Origin of the sequence: Micromonospora sp. ANENR4 (genome assembly GCF_015354395.1) — a bacterium.
Classification (GTDB): Bacteria; Actinomycetota; Actinomycetes; order Mycobacteriales; family Micromonosporaceae; genus Micromonospora; species Micromonospora aurantiaca.
Genome location: NZ_JADKYQ010000009.1, coordinates 244,770 through 261,109, shown reverse-complemented (window position 1 = coordinate 261,109; position 16,340 = coordinate 244,770). Strand labels below are relative to the sequence as shown.

The following is a 16,340-nucleotide window of genomic DNA, read 5'->3' as shown; positions in this document are numbered from 1 at the left end:
GATCAAGGAGTTTGTGTCCTGATGCCGCGGTTAGGATGACCCAAAGTCCTTGATCAACGGGGAGAGCGGGGAAGGGGAGGGGAGAGACCTCATGGGGGAGCTGCGGCGGCTTGCGGTTGTCAGTGGGGGTGGGACCGGGATCGGGGCCGCGGTGGCGCGTGGGCTCGTCGAGGACGGGTTCGACGTTCTCGTGGTGGGGCGGCGGGGTGACGTGCTCGAAGCCGCCGCGCGGCGGATCGGTGACGAGAGCGGACGGGACGGGGCGGTCACGCCTGTCGTCGCCGACCTGACCGATCCGGGGCAGGTCGCCGCGGTGGTGGACGCGGTCGGGGACCGTGCCGTGGACGCCGTCGTCAACAACGCCGGGGGCTACCTCGGCGGGTCGACCGACTCGCTCGGCGGGGTGGCGGACTGGTGGCGGGCCACCCTGGACGCCAACGTGCTGACCGCCGTCCTGCTCACCGAGGCGCTCCTGCCCGCCCTGCGCCGCCCCGGCGGCCGGGTGGTCCTGCTCAGCTCGATCGCCGCACAGCGCGGCGGCGCCGGGCCGTACTCGGCGGCGAAGGCCGCGCTGCACGGCTGGGCTTACGACCTGGCCGCCCAGCTCGGGCCGGACCAGATCACCGTGAACGTGGTCAGCCCCGGCTACGTGGCCGAGACCGAGTTCTTCGGCGACCGGATGACGCCCGAGGGCCACGCTAAGCGGGTCGCCGCCACGCTCGTCGGCCGGGCCGGAGTGCCGGACGACATCGCGGCGGCGGTGCGCTACCTGGTCGGCCCGTCCGCCGGGTACGTCACCGGACAGGTGCTCGGCGTCAACGGCGGTTCCGTGCTCGGCCGCTGACACGTGGAAGGGGCGGCGGCCCCCCGTGTGGCCACCGCCCCTTCGCGTACGTCGTGGTCAGCCGTTGAGCATTTCGTACGCCGACGCCGGCGCCTTCTGCACCTGCGAACCCGTCGGCGCGGTGAGCTTCGGCGCCTTGCCGAAGTCGTAGTACTTGGCGACCAGCTTCATCGCCTTCGTCTTGCCGGCGGCCGGCACGTCCAGGGTCAGCGACGTGAGGTTCCCGTCCGGCCCGACCACGGCCGTGAACGGCACCTTCTTCGCCGCCTCACCCAGCGCGGCCACGTCCACCGTGCTGAAGTTCTCGCGGATGTCGGCGTTGGCGGTCAGGTCGGCGAACCCGCCGTACGTGCCGTTGCCCCGATCCTCGACCGTCTCGGCGGTCCGGATGACAGCGGCCGTGTTGGCCGGGTCGGCGTTCTGGTAGACCGGCACCTCCGAGGCGTCGTCGAGCTTCGTGCGGTCCAGGAGCATCCAGCGCTTCGGCAGCTTCATCGCCTCCTGCAGGCCGGGCATGCCGGTGATCTTGACGCGCACCCAGATGTCGTCCTCGATCACGCGGAAGGTCATTCCCATGGTGAACTCGGGGTCCTTCTCCGACACGGTCAGCTCCACGCCGCGCGCCGCCGGGTCGACCAGCCCGTCGAACTTCTCGGTGCCCTCGATGGTGGAGAACCGGAAGGCCGGGTCCTTCTCGTCCGGCACGGCGGCCAGCAGCGCGGCCTTCGGGTCGGCCGACGGGCTCGGCGCCGGTCCGGCGCCCTCGGAGGCGTCCCCGGTCCCGCACCCCGCGGACAGGACGGTGGTGGCCAGCACGGCCGTCGCGAGAGCCGCGATCCGCCGGAGGTTGCCGGCGAAACCGAATCGCTGCGTCATGGTGTTCGACTCACTTTCCCAGGTGATTGTTGCCGGGTAAGTATCGTCAGACGTCACGGCGGCATCGCTGCCGATATGCTGCCGTCCGACTGCCGTCGGCCACAGTGGGTGCCGGCAGGCGACACGGGGGCGGAAACTCGCATGTCAGAGGCGCTGCGCTTCGAAGTGCTCGGCCCGCAGCGGGCCTGGTACGCCGACCGTCAGCTCGATCTGGGGCCGGCCAAGCAGCGGGCCGTACTGGCCGTACTGCTGCTCGCCGCCGGCCGTCCCGTGCCGAGCGGGCAGATCGTCGAGGCGGTGTGGCCGGACGAGGCACCGGTGAACGGCCTCAACGTGGTGCAGAAGCACGTCGCCGGTCTGCGCCGGGTGCTGGAACCCGACCGGTCACCGCGTACGCCGGCCCGGGTGCTCACCCTCACCGACGCGGGCTATCTGCTGCGGGTGCCGCCCGAGGCGGTGGACGTGGTGCGCTTCGAGCGCGGCGTGCGGCGTGCGCGGTCGGCCCAGGCGGCCGGGCGTACGGAGGAGGCGCTCGCCGAGGTGAGCGCCGCGCTGGAGCTGTGGCAGGGAGAACCGTTCACCGGGTTCGCCGGGCCGTACTTCGACGCGGCCCGGCACCGGCTGGTGGAGATGCGCGCGGTCGCCCTGGAGACGCGTGTCGACCTGGAGCTGGCCGACGGCCGGCACGGCGAGCTGGTCGGCCGGCTGGTCGAGCTGGTCGCCGAGTTCCCGGTCCGGGAGCGGCTGCGCCACCAGCTCATGCTGGCGTTGCACCGCAGTGGACGGCAGGCCGAGGCGCTGGCCGCCTACCGCGACTACGCCGGGCTGCTCCGCGACGAGTACGGCATCGAGCCGGGCGAGCCGCTCCAGGATCTGCACCGGCGCATCCTGCGCGCCGACCCGGACCTCCTGGCTCAGGCGCCGCGTCGTCCGGCCGGACCCGGCGAGAGGTGGGCGGGCGGCCCGGAGCCGCTTCCGGCCCCCGCCGAGGCACCGGCCCGGCCGCTGCCCACCGGCCCGGCCGAGAGCCCGCCCCAGCCCGCCGCGCCGGCCCAGCCCACGGTCTCGGCTCAGCTCACCGTTCCGGTGCAGTTCACCGTCTCGGCGCAGCCGGGTGGTCCGTTTCCGCCGCCACCGCCCGGTGAGTCGCCGACCGGCCTGCCGCCCTGGGTCTCGCCCCCTGTCGCGCCGCTTATCGGCCCCGTGCCGCCGTCCCGGCGTCCATCCGGTGTGCCCGGCTGGTTGAGCGTCGTCGCGACTGTGGGCGGCGCGCTCGTCGCCCTGTTCTCGTTCGGCATGCTCACGTGGCTGGTGGTGCTGCTCTACGGGGTCTGGCGCCGGGGCTGGGGCAGCGTCGCCGCCGCGATCTACTACCTGACCGTGGCCGTGACGTTCGTGGTGGTCCTGGGCAGCAGCGAGACCGAGGAGGTCAGCGGACCCGAGGCCACCCTGATAGTGATCTGGCTTACCACCTGGGCGGCGGGCGTCCCGCACGTGGTGCTGCTCAACGGCCGGCTGCTCACCTGGTTGCGCGGCCTCTGGCGTGGGCGGCCCTACGCCGACCGCAACCGGCTGCGCCGGGAGTACACCCGTTACCTGCTCTACCAGTACCCGTCGGCCCGGGACGACCTGCGCATCGGGCGCCCCGACCTGCCCCGCGCGTACGACGACGGCGGACTGGTGGACGTCAACTCGGTGCCGGACCAGGTGATCGCCGGGCTGCCGGGACTGACCCGGTCGCAGGCGCAGCACGTGGTGGTCGACCGGCGGATGCGCGGCCCGTACACGTCGATGGAGGAGCTGGCCGCACGGTGCCTGCTGCCGGCGGCGGCGACGGACTCGCTGCGCGAGCTGCTGATCTTCCTGCCACCCGCACCGACGCCCACGCCGACGCCCGCACCGGCGCCCACGTCGCCGTCCGGCCCGCCGGAGTCGTCCGCCCTCCCTGGTAGAAATGCCGGATGAGCCAGGATCGGATGGCCGTCCGGGAGCGCGCCGAGGCGGTGCTGCGACGGCTGGCGGGCGACCACGCCCGGCTGCGCGAGGACCAGTGGCGTGCCATCGAGGCGCTGGTGGTCGACCGGCGGCGGGTGCTCTGCGTGCAGCGCACCGGCTGGGGCAAGTCGGCCGTCTACTTCGTGGCGACCGCGCTGCTGCGTGAGGGGAACCAGCACGGGCCGACGGTGATCGTCTCGCCGCTGCTGGCGCTGATGCGCAACCAGGTCGAGTCCGCCGCCCGAGCCGGCATCCGGGCGCGCACCATCAACTCGGCGAACCTGGACGAGTGGGACGAGATCACCGCCGAGATCCACGCCGGCGCCGTCGACGTACTGCTGATCAGCCCGGAACGCCTGAACAACCCGGACTTCCGCGACGGCGTACTGCCGAAGCTCGCCGCCACCACCGGGCTGCTCGTGGTCGACGAGGCGCACTGCGTCTCCGACTGGGGGCACGACTTCCGGCCGGACTACCGGCGGCTGCGCACGTTCCTGGCCAACCTGCCCGAGCACACGCCGGTGCTCGCCACCACCGCCACCGCCAACGCCCGCGTCACGCAGGACGTGGCCGAGCAGCTCGGTGACGCCCTGGTGCTGCGCGGCACGCTGGACCGGGAGTCGCTGCGCCTCGGCGTACTCGATCTGCCGAGCCCGGCCCACCGCCTGGCCTGGCTGGCCGACCACCTGGACCGGCTCCCCGGCTCGGGCATCGTCTACACGCTCACCGTCGCGGCGGCCACCGAGACTGCCGACTTCCTGCGCGGCCGGGGCTGGTCGGTCGCCTCCTACACCGGGCAGGCCGAGGACGCCGACCGGCGGGCCGCCGAACAGGACCTGCTGGACAACAAGATCAAGGCGCTGGTCGCCACCAGCGCGCTGGGCATGGGCTTCGACAAGCCCGACCTGGGCTTCGTCGTGCACCTGGGCGCGCCGCCCTCGCCGATCGCCTACTACCAGCAGGTCGGCCGCGCCGGCCGCGCCGTCGAGCACGCCGAGGTGCTGCTGCTGCCGGGCGTGGAGGACGCGGCGATCTGGCGGTACTTCGCCTCGCTCGCCTTCCCGCCCGAGGAGCAGGTCCGCGCCGTGCTCGCCGCGCTGGACACCGAGCGGCCGATCTCCACCCAGGCCCTCGAACCGGTGGTCGACCTGCGCCGGGCCCGGCTGGAGCTGATGCTCAAGGTGCTCGACGTGGACGGCGCGGTCCGCCGGGTGCGCGGCGGCTGGCTCGCCACCGGCGAGCCCTGGGTCTACGACGAGGCCCGGTTGCGGCGGGTCGCCGACGCGCGCGCCGCCGAGCAGCGGGCCATGCGGGAGTACGCCTCGACGTCCGCCTGCCGGATGCGCTACCTGCGGGAAGGGCTGGACGACAGCGGGGCGGCCGACTGCGGCCGGTGCGACAACTGCGCCGGCCCGCTGTTCGACGCCACCGTGTCCGACCAGGCGCTGACCGCCGCGCAGACGTTCCTCGGGCGCCCCGGCGTGCCGATCCCGCCCAAGAAGCTCTGGCCGACCGGGTTGGAGTCGGTCGGCGTACCCCTGAAGGGCCGCATCCCCCCGGCGGAGCAGGCGCTGCCCGGCCGGGCCGTGGGGCGCCTGTCCGACCTGGGCTGGGGCGGGCGGCTGCGCGGGCTGGTCGGGCCGGAGGCGCCGGACGGCCCGGTGCCCGACGACGTGGTGGCCGCCGTGGTCGAGGTGCTGAAGGCGTGGGCGCACGGCGACGACCCGTGGCCCCGGCGACCGGCGGTCGTGGTCGCGGTCGGCTCCCGGACGCGCCCGCTGCTGGTCGGCTCGCTGGCCGAGCGGATCGCCGCCGTGGGCCGGCTGCCGCTGCTCGGCCACGTCGTCCCGGCCGGGCCTGGCGGCGGCGGGCCGCGCGGCAACAGCGCCCAGCGGGTACGCGCGCTGCACGACGCCTTCCAGCTGCCCGACGATCTGGCCGGCGCGCTGGCCGGGCTGGACGGGCCGGTGCTGCTGGTGGACGACCTGGTCGACTCGGGCTGGACGATGGGCATGGTGGCGCGGCTGCTGCGCCGGGCCGGTGCTCCGGACGTGCTGCCGCTGGCACTCGCGGTGGCCGGCTGACCCGTCCGGCCGCGGTGGGTTCCCGGCGGTGCGTGGCGGGTTCCGGCCGGCGCGGAAAGTTCCCGGGCCGGGCGGAATGCGAGCGTCACCACCGTCGGCGGACCGTCGTCGGGCCCGCACCCGGGCGGCGGTACCGTGGGGTCATGACCGAGCAGCGACCCGTCGTCCAGACGTACACCGTGACCGGGATGACCTGCGGACACTGCGTCAAGGCGGTGACCGAGGAGCTGTCCGCGCTGCCCGGCGTCGACGAGGTCCGGATCGATCTGACGAGCGGCACCGCCACTGTCACCAGCGCGGCGCCGCTGCCCGTCGAGTCCGTGCGTGCCGCTGTGGACGAGGCGGGTTACGAGCTGGTCGGCGGCGGTGCCTGAGTCGTCGTCCGTCACGTCCGGCACCGGCGTCGTCCCCGACGACTCCGAGGCCGGTTCCGACGCTCCCGCTGCGCAGCCCGGGGACGCGGCGCTGGCCCGGGACGCGGCGCTGGCCGGGAACGGCGCGAGTGGTTCGGCCGGGGCGGCCGGGCCCGTCGCCGTCGACCGGGAGACGCTGCGGCTGGCCCTGGTGGTGGGCGGCCTGGTGCTCGCCGTGCTGCTCGGCTTCGGTCTCGGGCGGATGAACGCGCCGGCCGGCCCGGCCCGGCCCGCAGGCGCCACGGCCGGGGTCGCCACGGGCGGCGCAGACGGCGGCGCGCACGCCCACTCACCCGGCACCGGCGCCCACACGCACGACGGCGCCACCGTCACGCAGGGCGGCGGCGACGGCGCGACCGGGCTGTCGATCACTTCGTCCGGCTACACGCTGGTGCCGTCGACCGAGCTGGTCGCGGACCGCGCCGGTGAGCTGCGCTTCCAGATCCGCGACGACCAGCGCCGGGCGGTCACCCGGTTCGCCGTCGTGCACGACAAGCCGATGCACGTGATCATGGTCCGGCGTGACCTCAGCGGCTACCGGCACCTGCACCCGACGATGGCCGCCGACGGCACCTGGTCGGTCCCGATCACGGCGCCGGGCGCGGGCCCCTGGCGGATGTACGCGGACTTCACCGCGGTGGCCGACGACGGCCGCCAGGTCGCCGTGGTGCTCGGCGCCGACCTGACCGCGTCCGGCGCGTACCGGCCCCGGCCGCTGCCCGCCGCCGCCACGTCGGCCACCGTCGACGGATTCACCGCCGGGTACGCGGGCACGCCGGAGGTGGGGAAGTCGGTGCCGCTGCGGTTCCGGGTCACCGGCGCGGACGGCGCGGCGGCGGCGCTGGAGCCGTACCTCGGGGCGTACGGGCACCTGGTGGCGTTGCGCGAGGGCGACCTGGGTTACCTGCACGTGCACCCGGAGCCGGTGCGCGACGGCGACGACGTGACGTTCTGGCTCACCGCGCCGGGGCCGGGTAGCTACCGGATGTTCCTGGACTTCCAGGTCGGCGGCGTGGTGCGGACCGCCGAGTTCACGCTGACAGTGGCCTGAGCCCCGTCGCTCGCCCGGCGCTCAGCCGGCCCGGCGGACCGGGCGGCGGGCCAGGTAGCGGAGCAGATCGCGGATGTGGTGCTTCTCCTCGGCGGGCACGTTCGGGTCGGCGAGCCGATCCAGGATGACGCGCACGTCGGCCTCCACCGGGCCGTCCTCGGCACCCCGGCGGCGGGGCACCGGCCCGGCGTCGGGCAGGCCCAGCGCGCGGAACGCCGCAGCCACGGGCAGGTCGAGGGCGGCGCAGAAGCCGCGGACCTTCGCGAGTTCGGGGTAGTCCTGCCAGTCGCCGGCCAGCCAGCGGAACACAGTGGAACGGCCGACGCCGGTGTGGGTGGCGAGGTCGGTCACCGTCCAGCCGCGCTCCTCGCGCGCGGCGTCGATGGCCCGGCGTACGAAGCGCGCGAAGGCCATCTGTGGCGAAACGTCTGCGGAACCCATCCCTGGTGGATCTGTCCCCCTCCTCCGGTGGCCCGGCTCGCGCCCCGAGCCTAGTACGCCGGGCCGGAGAAGTAACTGACTGATCGGTCCGGAGGTCCCGTCGGCGAGACTCGACGACTGCGGAAGCCTGCTTCGGGTAATGCACTTCGGGTAATAGGCTGAGGAAACCCTGGGAATCGATGGAGGAGAAGCATGGCCGAGCCGGACCGTCCCGTACCGCATCGCCCCGGCGCGGTGAGCCTCTTCTTCGTGGCCAAGGCCGCGTTGTTCGCTCTCGGCTTCTGGATCTGGCTGCTGGTGCTGGCGGTACGCGGAGGCGACGCGACCGGGGTACACCTGATCGCCGCGACCGGTGCCATCTGCACCACGCTGGCCTCGGTGGTACTGGGAGCGCGGATGGCGTTGCAGCGCAACGCCGCCCTCCGGCACGCCGAGCTGAAGCGGATGCTCGTGGACATCTCGTGGAACGCCTTCGCCGCCGCCGGCAACGCCGAGCATGCCGGGAAGGTGGTGCCGTTTCCGAGCGCGTCGCACGACGGCGAGCGGGCATCGAACCGCGGTGAGCGGGTGTCGGTGCTGGACCGGGGCGACCGCAACCGGGGCGAGCGCGGGCGGTAGGACCGCCGCGCTCGGCGCTCCTCAGCGCGCCTCGGTTCAGCGCGCCTCGGTTCAGCGCGCCTCGGCCAGCAGCGTCTCCAGCCGGGGCGTGACACCCCACTGGCCGATCAACTCGCGATACTCGGCGCGCTGCCCGTCGGTGGGGGCGCCCGCCGTCCGCCGTGCCCGGATGAGCAGGTTGCGCGGCGTGTGCTGGGAGTCGACGAACTCCACCACCTCGGCGCGGTAGCCGTGCAGACGCAGCAGCGCGGCCCGCAGTGAGTCGGTGAGCACGTCGGCGAACCGCTCCCGCAGGATGCCCTGGCGGGTCAGCAGCTCGTACGGCGCGGGCGCCTGACCGGCGCGGAGCTGGGCGGCCAGGTCGTGGTGGCAGCAGGGCGCGGCAAGCACCCAGCGGGCGCCCCAGCGCACCGCCCGGGCCAGCGCCTCGTCGGTGGCGGTGTCGCAGGCGTGCAGCGCTAGCACGAGGTCGGGCGCCGGGTCGACGGGCGCCTCGGCGATGGTGCCGGCCACGAACCCGACCCGGTCGGCCCAGCCCAGCCGATCGGCCAGCTCGGTGTTGCGGCGGCGCTGGTCCTCGCGCACGTCCACCCCGACGAGCGTCACGTCCAGGCCGCGCTGCACCAGGTAGCGGTAGGCGGCGAAGGTCAGGTACGCGTTGCCGCAGCCCAGGTCCACCACCCGCAGCGGGCCGGTGAGGTCGTCGGGCAACGTGGCCGCCAGTGCGCGCAGGAACGCGTCGACCTGGCGGCGCTTGGCAGCCGAGCCGCCGATCTCCCGGAACAGGGGGTCGCCGGGGTCGAGCAGCCACTCCTTGGCCCGGTCGTGCCCGCCCGGCTCGGCGGCCGGACGGCTGGCCGCCGCGCGGTGCACCTGCGCCTCGCCGGACTTGGTCACCCGGAGCTGGAGCGTCGCGTCGGCTGTCTCGACGTGCCAGTTGCCGAACGGCTCGGCGAGCAGTTCGTCCACCGCCGCGCCGGCCTCCGTACCCGGTGCCACGTTGCGGGTGTGCGGCCGTGATCCGTCGGAGACGGCGATCTGCAACCGGGGGCCGGCCTTCAGCGTGACCGGGCGCAGCTCCGCGCGTACCACCGAGGGACGCTGCCCGCGACGGCGCCCGGCGGCGACCGCGCGGGTCAGCCCCGGCGCGAGCAGCAGCGCCCGCACCTCGGCGAGCGCCGAGTCCAGCGCTTCCGGCATCAGTACCTACCTTTCCTGGCCCCACCGCCGCCCGCCCGGGGGACACCCGGCCCGGCGATCATGAAGTTGACGGCGCGACACGCCGTGCGCGCCACCGCCAACTTCATGATCGTCGCAGTGGGGAGTGAGGGAGCGGGCGAGTGGGAGGGGCGGGGATGGGGACGGCCTCCGGGACCGGGGTCCGGGAGGCCGTTTCCGTGGTGTTCGTCAGTCGGCGTTGCTGGCCTCGGCGGGCGCGCCGGTGCTGCCGCTGCGACGACGGCGGCGGCGACGCGGCTTGCTCGCCGCCTCACCCTCCGCGGCCTGCGGTGCGGCGGCGGCCTCGGCCGTGCCCTCGGTGCCGATCACCGCGGTCGGCTCACCGGCCACCGTCTCGCCGGCCCGGCGGCGGCGGCGCCGACGCGGCGTACGCGGGGCCTCGTCGTCCCCGGCGTCGGCCTGCGCGGGGGTCGAACCGGCGGACGAACCGTCCTCGCCACCCCGGCCACGGCCACGACCGCGGTCACGGTCGCCGCGCTCGCGGCCCCGGCTGTCGCCGCGCCGCGCGCCCCGGCGCGACCGGCTGCCGCCGCCCAGGTCCTCCTCGACCTCGGCGGACAGGCCGGCCCGGGTGCGCTCGGCGGTCGGCAGCGTGCCGCTGACGTCCGTCGGGATGTCCAGGTCCGTGTAGAGGTGCGCGGAGGTGTGGTACGTCTCCGGCGGCTCGGGCATGTCCAGCCCGAGCGTCTTGTCGATGATCCGCCAGCGGGGCATGTCGTCCCAGTCGACGAACGTCACAGCGGAGCCCGTGGCCCCGGCCCGGCCGGTACGGCCGATGCGGTGGGTGTAGGTGTCCTGGTCCTCGGGGCAGTCGTAGTTGATCACGTGTGTGACGCCCGTGACGTCGATGCCCCGGGCGGCCACGTCGGTGGCGACCAGCGTGTCGATCTTGCCGGCCCGGAACGCCCGCAGCGCCCGCTCACGCGCGCCCTGGCCGAGGTCACCGTGCACGGCGGCGACGGCGAACCCGCGGAAGTCGAGGTCCTCGGCGACCCGGTCGGCGGCCCGCTTGGTACGGGTGAAGATCATGGTCAGCCCGCGACCCTCGGCCTGGAGGATGCGCGCCACAATCTCGACCTTGTTCAGCGAGTGCGTGCGGTACGCGAGCTGCTTGGTCTGCGGCGACGGACCGGTCTCGGCGGTGTGCCCGGCGTGGATCGTCACCGGCCGGCGCAGGAAGCGCCGGGACAGCGTGACGATCGGGTCCGGCATGGTGGCCGAGAACAGCATGGTCTGCCGATCCTCCGGCAGCATCGCCAGGATCTTCTCGACGTCGTCCAGGAAGCCCAGGTCGAGCATGCGGTCGGCCTCGTCGAGGACGAGCGCGCGGACCCGGTCGAGCCGCAGGTGCTTCTGCTTCTGCAGGTCCAGCAGGCGGCCCGGGGTGCCGACCAGGATCTCGACGCCCTTGCGGAGCGCCTCGATCTGCGGCTCGTACGCCACGCCGCCGTAGATCGGCAGCACCCGGACACCCCGGGTACGGCCCGCGGCGTCGAGGTCCTTGGCGACCTGGATGCCCAGCTCGCGGGTCGGTACGACGACGAGTGCCTGGGGCACGCCGTCGCTGCCCTCGGACGGGGCGAACACCCGCTCCAGCAGCGGGATGCCGAAGCCGAGCGTCTTGCCGGTGCCGGTCGGCGCCTGCCCGATCAGGTCGACGCCGCGCAGCGCGATCGGCAGCGCGTACTCCTGGATGGCGAAGGCGCGGGTGATACCGGCGGCGGCCAGCGCCTCGACGGTCTCCTGCCGCGCGCCGAGCGCGGCGAACGTGGGTGCCTCCGGGGGGACCGGGGCGGTGGGGGCCAGTGGCTGGCCGGAAATCTGCTCGCTCATATGGATTTGGGGGTGCCCTCTCGTGGTGCGCCCCTCAAGTCCTCAGGGCGCGATCGGTATGGCGCGGGCCACGCGGTCAGGGGCGAATTCGCCGAGCCGGACCGGGCCGCACGCGCGTCGGGGACCGGCGTTGATCAGCAAGTGACCGATTCGGTGCCCACGGCAACTGTCTCATCGTACCTGAACGGTCCCTGAGTCGTCCCGATTCCCAGGTGGTGGCCGTGCGCGCGGGGCGAATTGTTGTGACTTGAGTCACATCAGTGACGCCGGTAGCCTGCGTTCGTGTCCGCCCCCGACCCCGCCGCTGCCGACCTGTTCGGGCTCGTCGCCTACGGCGAACTGCTCGCCTTCGACCGCCTCGCCGCCGACGCGCGCCTCGCACCCGACCTGCGCCGCCGCGCCGCGCTCAGCGAGATGGCCGCCACCGAGATCGCGCACTACAGGTGGCTCACCAACCGGCTCGTCGCCTGCGGCGTCACCCCGGAGGAGGCGATGGCCCCCTACGTCGAGGCACTGCGGGCGTACCACGACTCGACCGAGCCGCGGGACTGGGCGGAGGCGGTGACGAAGGCGTACGTGGGCGACGCGATCACCGACGACTTCCTGCGCGGGGTCGCCGACGGCCTGGACGAGCCGGACCGGACGCTGCTGCTGGACGTGCTGCACGACTCCCGGTACGCCGAGTTCGCCGCGGCCGAGATCCGGGCCGCGATCGAGGCCGATCCCCGGGCGGCCGGGCGGCTGTCGATGTGGGCGCGGCGGCTGCTCGGTGAGGCGCTGTCCCAGGCGGGCCGGGTGGCCGCCGCCGACCGGGGCGCGCTCGTCGCGTTGATCGGGCGGACCGGCGGGGACGTGCCGGGGCTGCTGCGCCGGCTGACCGAGGCGCACACCGCGCGGATGACAGCAGTCGGCTTGAACAACTGAGCCGCCGTGGCGGGGAGGCCCGCCACGGCGGCCGGTGCCGCGGGAATCAGCGAACGGTGAACCCGACCGCGCGGGGCGACGCCTCGGCGATCTCGACGTAGGCGACCTTGCCGACCGGAACGATCACGCGCCGGCCCTTCTCGTCGGTCAGGGAGAGCGTGCCCTCGCTCTTGGCGAAGGCGTCGGTCACGATCTGCTCGATCTCGGCCGGCGACTGCGCGCTCTCCAGGACCAGCTCCCGCGGCGCGTACTGCACGCCGATCTTGACCTCCACTGTGCCTCCTCAACTGGGGCGAAAAAGCCACCGTGGGAAGGCTATCCGATCCGGTGGCCCGATGTTCAGGCTGACTCACCTTGCAGCGGGAAGCTGGCGATGCCCCGCCAGGACAGGGCCGCGACCAGCGCCTCGGCCTCCGCCTTGGGCACCTGGCGGCCGCCGGCGAGCCAGAACTGGGCGGCCGTCTCGGCGGCGCCGACCAGGCCCGAGGCGAGCAGTTCGGCGTGCGAGCGGCTGACCCCGGTGTCCGAGATGATCGTGTCGGTGATCGCGGCGATGCAGCCCTGCTCGACCCGCTCCACCCGCTGCCGCACCGCCGGGTCGTTGCGCAGGTCCGACTCGAAGACCAGCCGGAACGCCTCGCTCTCGTGGTCGACGAAGTCGAAGTACGCGCGCACCGCGGCGCCGACGCGCTCCTTGTTGTCGTTGGTGCCGCTCATCGCCTCCTGCACATTTGCCACTATCGCGTCACAGTGCGTGTCCAGCAGTGCGAGGTAGAGCTCCATCTTCCCGGGGAAGTGCTGGTAGAGCACCGGCTTGGAGACACCGGCCCGCTCGGCGATGTCGTCCATCGCGGCGGCGTGGTAGCCCTGCGCGACGAACACCTCCTGAGCGGCGGCGAGCAGCTGCTTACGGCGCGCCGAGCGGGGCAGGCGGGTGGGCCGACCGGCAGTCTGTGCACCGTTCCCCACTGCGGTCATCGGATCCTCCGAGTATCTGCGTACGAGCCGGCACGTATCACCCGAACCGGTCCGGGTTCGTGAACCCGTCGCGGAATTGGCCCGCCGCTGTAACTTATCGCCACTGTCACCACACGGTAGCCTCAGCGGGGGCGACCAAGGAGCGCGCGGTGAGTGAAACAGGGCAACCCGGAGCCGCCACCCCGGGAGAGCACGGCGACGGGACGGGCCGGCAGGACGACCCGGCCCGTACCGGCGGCGGTTGGGCGCCCCCGCCGAACGGCTGGTCCCGCGGTGCCCCGGCGCCCGGCGGCTGGCCCTACGGCGACCTCGGCGGCTGGGCCGCCTCCTCGCCCCGGCACGGCGACCTGCCGGCCCCGCTGCCCGGCCACTCCGCGCCGGAACCGGGCCGCGTCAACGGCCGTCACGTCAACGGCGTGCACCACGCCGGGGAGGAGTCGCCAGTGACCCGCCAGGCGCCGGTCAGTGCCCCGCCCGCGGACGAGCCGCCCCGGCCCACCGACGGCGAACGGCTGGCCGTGCCGGCCCCGCGCCCGGCGCCGACGATCGAGCAGCCGACCGACCCGGGGGAGACCGCCGGTTCCCGGCACGCCGCCGACGACCCGGCCGCCCGGGCCCCGCGCTGGGCCGAGAGCGGGCCGACCTCCGCGCCACCGGCGCTCCAGGTCCCGCCGGTCGGCGCCGCCGCCTCCGGGTTCGAGGTGCCGCCGGGCTTCCACGCGCCCAACACCGAATCCGCCCCGTCGCTGTCCCGGGGCTGGGCCGACCGGCCGGTCACCCCGCCCCCGGCCGCGAACCGGGCGGAGCACGCACCGGGCGAGGCGCACCCGCCCGAGGGCCGGGCGACCGGCGCCGAGCCGCGGGCCGCCGCCGACCCGCCGGCGGGCGACGACCCGAGGGCCGCCGAACCGGACTGGTCCGGGCCGTCCTGGAACCGCCCGAGCTGGGGTGACGGCTGGGCCCCGCCGTGGGCCCGCACCGACGAGCCACCGGCCCGCCGGGCCGAGGAGCCACCGGCCCGGGGAGCGGAGGAGCCGCCGGCCCGCCGGGCCGAGGAGCCCGCCGCCGAGCGCCGGGAGTGGGAGGACGACAGCGCCGCCCACCGCACCGCCCGCGAGGACCGCGCGGCCGAGTGGGCGCCCGAGCCGGTGCGGCCGTACGAGCCGGCCCGCGTCGAGCCGCCCGCCGCCTACGAGCCACCCCGGCCCGAGCCGGTACGGCCGTACGAGCCGCTGCGTGCCGAACCGGCCCCCGGCCCCGAGGCGACGCGGCAGTACCCGCCGCCCGCCGAGCCCGAGGCGTCCCGGCCGTACGAGCCGGGTGCCGGGCCGGAGCCGGCCCGCCGCTACGAGCCGCCCGCCGCGCCCGAGCCGACGCTCGAGGCGACCCGGCCGTTCCGGCTGGCCCGGGGCGACGCCGAACCGCCGCACGGCTACGAGCGGCCCTCCTGGGCCGGGCCGCCGGTGCCGGTCGCCCCGCTGATCACGCCCCCGGGCCCCCCGCCGACGAGTGCCCCGCCCGCACCCGGCGCGCCGCCGGTGGCCGGCGCCCCGCCCGCGCAGGCTGGTGGATACGCCCCCACGGAGGCGGCCGTCCCCGCCCCGCCGACCTCGGACGTGCCCGCCACGAGCGGCCCGCCGCGGTTCGACCCCACCCCCGCGCCCCACCCGACGAGCGCCCCTCCCTACGCGGCCCGCCGGTCCGCACCGGAACCGGTGCCGGCCGCCGACGCGGTCGCCGAGCCCCGACCGGAGGAACCGTCCCCCGTGCTGCCGCAGCGCGTCCCCTCGGAACCGGACGTGCCCGTCGTGCCGGAGCCACCGGCAGTGGAACCGTCCGCCGAGACCCCCGAACTCGCCCGCATCGCCACCCACCTGCGCCGCGACGACGAACCCGCGCCCCTGCGGGAGCGGCCGGAAGGCTTCGACGTCAACGCGATCCTCGACGCGGTCCGCGAGGTGGCGGGCGTACGCGACGCCGCGCTGCGCCGCACCCCGGCCGGCGCGCACAGCCTTCGGCTCGACCTGGCCGACGGCGCCGACCCGGCCGAGGTGAGCCGCCTGGTGGCCCGGCTGCTCCAGGAGCGGATGGGCCTGGCCGCCGCCCCGCAGAACCTGCCCGGCGCGCCCGCCGTGCCGCCGCCGGCCCCGCTGCGCCGCCGCTCGGCCCGGCTGGAGCGCGCCGGTGAGCCGCGTACGGGTGAGAACCGGGCACCCGGCACGCAGCCGCCGCCGGTCGAGGCCCGCGCCGCGCAGTCCGAGCCGGTCGAGGCCCGCAACGGTGACGAGACGGGCGGCGACGAGATGCCGGCGCGGACCGGTGTGATCCGTCCGGCCGCGAACCGCTCCGGTGACGCGCGGTTCGGTGCGGACCGCGCCACGCGTCCGGCCGAGGCGCCCGGCGACGCCGACGAGCCGCCGCGCCGCCGCCGGCAGGCCACCCACCGGGGGCGCGCCGCCGTCGACGAGACGTCGCTGGCCGCCGCGCCGACCGGCATGTCCACCGGCAGCCCGGTGACGCTCGGGACGTCGTACTCCGGTGGTCAGATGACCACGACGGAGACCGCGCCGTCGCGACCGCTGGACACCGGCGGCGTGCCGGGGCCCCGGGTGGTGATCGAGCACGTCCTGGTGAGCACGTTCGGCCTGGACGCCACCACCGAGGTCCGCCTGGTCGCGGGCGACCGCACGGCCGAGGGGCACGCGACCGGGCCGGCGGTCGACGGGTACGTGCTGCGGCTCTGCGCGGTGGCCGCCGCCGCCGCGGTGGACGAGTTGCTCGGCCGGGGCGTTCCGGCCGGCGACCACGGCCGGTGCTTCGTGGAGCACGCCGCCGTGGTGCCGTTCGGCAACTGCGAGGTCGCCACCGTGGTGGTGCTGCTGGTCTGCGACGGCTGGGTGGAGCAGCTGGCCGGTTCGGCGCTGGTGGCCGGGGATCCTCGGCAGGCGGTCGTGCGGGCCACGCTCGCGGCGGTGAACCGGCGGCTGGAGGCGCTGCTCTCCTGAGCCGGTGTGCGGTACGGCCCGTGCGGGGGAGACTGGAGA

General features: G+C 75.2%; 14 protein-coding genes. 8 read left to right on the top strand and 6 right to left on the bottom strand.

Annotation, left to right across the window (positions count from 1 at the left end; genetic code table 11):
- Positions 1-91 precede the first annotated feature (91 nt).
- Complete coding sequence (locus IRY44_RS18070) at positions 92-844, top strand: SDR family NAD(P)-dependent oxidoreductase (RefSeq protein ID WP_194801475.1); 753 nt, start codon at positions 92-94, stop codon at positions 842-844.
- Positions 845-901: 57 nt separating this feature from the next.
- Here the strand turns inward: IRY44_RS18070 and IRY44_RS18065 are convergent, their stop codons facing one another.
- On the bottom strand, positions 902-1,720 hold the full coding sequence (locus IRY44_RS18065; RefSeq protein ID WP_194801474.1) for a hypothetical protein: 819 nt from the start codon (positions 1,718-1,720) through the stop codon (positions 902-904).
- Positions 1,721-1,861: 141 nt separating this feature from the next.
- Here IRY44_RS18065 and IRY44_RS18060 point away from each other — a divergent pair, with 141 nt between their 5' ends.
- The 4 genes from IRY44_RS18060 to IRY44_RS18045 all read left to right on the top strand — a co-directional run bounded on the left by IRY44_RS18060 (position 1,862) and on the right by IRY44_RS18045 (position 7,263).
- A complete protein-coding gene (locus tag IRY44_RS18060; protein WP_194801473.1) occupies positions 1,862-3,685 on the top strand; it encodes a BTAD domain-containing putative transcriptional regulator in 1,824 nt (607 codons plus the stop codon).
- A complete protein-coding gene (locus IRY44_RS18055; RefSeq protein ID WP_194801472.1) occupies positions 3,682-5,799 on the top strand; it encodes a RecQ family ATP-dependent DNA helicase in 2,118 nt (705 codons plus the stop codon). The genes IRY44_RS18060 and IRY44_RS18055 overlap by 4 nt, the downstream gene beginning before the upstream one ends.
- Positions 5,800-5,942: 143 nt before the next feature.
- Positions 5,943-6,173 carry a heavy-metal-associated domain-containing protein gene (locus IRY44_RS18050; protein ID WP_013288699.1) on the top strand — a complete coding sequence of 77 codons (231 nt, stop codon included), beginning with the start codon at positions 5,943-5,945 and terminating at the stop codon, positions 6,171-6,173.
- A complete protein-coding gene (locus tag IRY44_RS18045) occupies positions 6,166-7,263 on the top strand; it encodes a hypothetical protein (RefSeq protein WP_194801471.1) in 1,098 nt (365 codons plus the stop codon). Before IRY44_RS18050 ends, IRY44_RS18045 begins: the two co-directional genes overlap by 8 nt.
- Positions 7,264-7,284: 21 nt before the next feature.
- On the opposite strand, the gene IRY44_RS18040 is transcribed toward IRY44_RS18045, so the two are convergent.
- A complete protein-coding gene (locus tag IRY44_RS18040; protein ID WP_026268433.1) occupies positions 7,285-7,704 on the bottom strand; it encodes a helix-turn-helix transcriptional regulator in 420 nt (139 codons plus the stop codon).
- Positions 7,705-7,896: 192 nt separating this feature from the next.
- Between IRY44_RS18040 and IRY44_RS18035 the strand changes: the two genes are divergently transcribed.
- Positions 7,897-8,322 carry a hypothetical protein gene (locus tag IRY44_RS18035; RefSeq protein ID WP_194801470.1) on the top strand — a complete coding sequence of 142 codons (426 nt, stop codon included), beginning with the start codon at positions 7,897-7,899 and terminating at the stop codon, positions 8,320-8,322.
- A gap of 51 nt (positions 8,323-8,373) precedes the next feature.
- Here IRY44_RS18035 and IRY44_RS18030 read toward each other — a convergent pair whose 3' ends face one another.
- A complete protein-coding gene (locus IRY44_RS18030) occupies positions 8,374-9,522 on the bottom strand; it encodes an SAM-dependent methyltransferase (RefSeq protein WP_194801469.1) in 1,149 nt (382 codons plus the stop codon).
- Between the two features lie 207 nt (positions 9,523-9,729).
- Entirely contained in the window at positions 9,730-11,394 is a 1,665-nt protein-coding gene (locus tag IRY44_RS18025; RefSeq protein WP_194801468.1) for a DEAD/DEAH box helicase, read from the bottom strand.
- 282 nt (positions 11,395-11,676) lie between these two features.
- Here IRY44_RS18025 and IRY44_RS18020 point away from each other — a divergent pair, with 282 nt between their 5' ends.
- Positions 11,677-12,318 (top strand): ferritin-like fold-containing protein, encoded by a 642-nt coding sequence (locus tag IRY44_RS18020; protein ID WP_194801467.1) that lies wholly within the window; start codon positions 11,677-11,679, stop codon positions 12,316-12,318.
- 46 nt (positions 12,319-12,364) lie between these two features.
- On the opposite strand, the gene IRY44_RS18015 is transcribed toward IRY44_RS18020, so the two are convergent.
- Positions 12,365-12,592 carry a DUF3107 domain-containing protein gene (locus IRY44_RS18015; protein WP_013288692.1) on the bottom strand — a complete coding sequence of 76 codons (228 nt, stop codon included), beginning with the start codon at positions 12,590-12,592 and terminating at the stop codon, positions 12,365-12,367.
- Between the two features lie 65 nt (positions 12,593-12,657).
- Positions 12,658-13,296 carry a TetR/AcrR family transcriptional regulator gene (locus IRY44_RS18010; protein ID WP_194801466.1) on the bottom strand — a complete coding sequence of 213 codons (639 nt, stop codon included), beginning with the start codon at positions 13,294-13,296 and terminating at the stop codon, positions 12,658-12,660.
- A 149-nt stretch (positions 13,297-13,445) separates the two neighbouring features.
- Between IRY44_RS18010 and IRY44_RS18005 the strand changes: the two genes are divergently transcribed.
- Positions 13,446-16,301, top strand: a complete 2,856-nt coding sequence (locus IRY44_RS18005; RefSeq protein ID WP_194801465.1) for a hypothetical protein — start codon at positions 13,446-13,448, stop codon at positions 16,299-16,301.
- The last annotated feature ends 39 nt before the right edge of the window (positions 16,302-16,340 follow it).

Coding starts and splice junctions, on each gene's coding strand:
- IRY44_RS18070 (WP_194801475.1), top strand. CDS start 92: ATGGGGGAGCTGCGGCGGCTTGCGGTTGTCAGTGGGGGTGGGACCGGG.
- IRY44_RS18065 (WP_194801474.1), bottom strand. CDS start 1,720: ATGACGCAGCGATTCGGTTTCGCCGGCAACCTCCGGCGGATCGCGGCT.
- IRY44_RS18060 (WP_194801473.1), top strand. CDS start 1,862: ATGTCAGAGGCGCTGCGCTTCGAAGTGCTCGGCCCGCAGCGGGCCTGG.
- IRY44_RS18055 (WP_194801472.1), top strand. CDS start 3,682: ATGAGCCAGGATCGGATGGCCGTCCGGGAGCGCGCCGAGGCGGTGCTG.
- IRY44_RS18050 (WP_013288699.1), top strand. CDS start 5,943: ATGACCGAGCAGCGACCCGTCGTCCAGACGTACACCGTGACCGGGATG.
- IRY44_RS18040 (WP_026268433.1), bottom strand. CDS start 7,704: ATGGGTTCCGCAGACGTTTCGCCACAGATGGCCTTCGCGCGCTTCGTA.
- IRY44_RS18035 (WP_194801470.1), top strand. CDS start 7,897: ATGGCCGAGCCGGACCGTCCCGTACCGCATCGCCCCGGCGCGGTGAGC.
- IRY44_RS18030 (WP_194801469.1), bottom strand. CDS start 9,522: ATGCCGGAAGCGCTGGACTCGGCGCTCGCCGAGGTGCGGGCGCTGCTG.
- IRY44_RS18025 (WP_194801468.1), bottom strand. CDS start 11,394: ATGAGCGAGCAGATTTCCGGCCAGCCACTGGCCCCCACCGCCCCGGTC.
- IRY44_RS18010 (WP_194801466.1), bottom strand. CDS start 13,296: ATGACCGCAGTGGGGAACGGTGCACAGACTGCCGGTCGGCCCACCCGC.